2 protein-coding genes are annotated in these 861 nt (G+C 46.7%); one reads left to right on the top strand and one right to left on the bottom strand.

From position 1 onward, the window contains the following. Positions 1-177 (top strand): 2OG-Fe(II) oxygenase (locus CIK04_RS25665; RefSeq protein ID WP_142995017.1); only part of this gene is annotated, 177 nt, incomplete at its 5' end. Between the two features lie 119 nt (positions 178-296). Here the strand turns inward: CIK04_RS25665 and CIK04_RS25660 are convergent. After that, positions 297-861, bottom strand: a 565-nt coding sequence (locus CIK04_RS25660) for an HD-GYP domain-containing protein (RefSeq protein ID WP_128824704.1), incomplete at its 5' end; no start/stop codon positions are given.

Here is an 861-nt window from a genome sequence, read left to right as displayed (position 1 = left end):
TACGATCTTCAGGACAATTTGCTAGAAGTCATCGCGCCAAAGAGCGGAAGACTGGTTGTTTTTCTCTCGGAGCTGTTCCCCCATGAAGTGCTGACCAGCCATATTAATCGCTACAGCATTGCAGGGTGGTTCCGCATCAATGGCGTGCGGGACAATCTATTGGATATCTCCAAATAAGGCATCGGTTACTCTCTTGCACTGTTATGTGATGCCGTATGCAACCTAGCCTATTTGAAATGAAAACCGCCTTTTGGCGGTTTTTTGTCAAACGGTTTTACTGACGAGAGCCGAGAAAGCTACTTACTGTCTTGAATGGACATTTGATAGCAGTCATCTAAGTGGCGCTTTAGCGCACCAAAAACAGTTGGACAAAGTTTGCCATCGTCCACCAAGGCCGTCATCAAGGCTTCAATTTCATGTTGTGGCATTCTTGGACGATAGGGGCGATCTTGGGACAATGCTYGAAAGACGTCGGCGACGGCAATAATTCTCGACGGCAGATCCAGATTGGTGGCCGTTTTGTGGTATGGGTAACCAGAACCATCTAACCTTTCGTGGTGGTTCGGATTGCCCGACTCAGTCAATTTTGAGTTGGGGAAGACTTTATGCAGAGCAAGTTCGGTATCGATGGTATGCCGTTTGATTCTTGTGTACTCCTGATCATTGAGCTTTCCTTGTTTATGAAGAATGTCATCAGGGGTTTTTAACTTGCCGATGTCGTGCACTAAGCCGGCAATAAAAATCATCTCTTGGTCATGCTCGCAGAGCGACATTTTTCCAGCGAGGAAGCGTGAGATTTCGGCGACTTTCTGTGAGTGTTGATAAGTAAATGGGCTTTTGGCATCGACAATTCGAGCGAGA

The organism is Vibrio sp. 03_296 (genome assembly GCF_002265885.1).
Note: the sequence above shows the minus strand (reverse complement) of the source record. Positions and strands in the feature narration are given on the sequence as shown.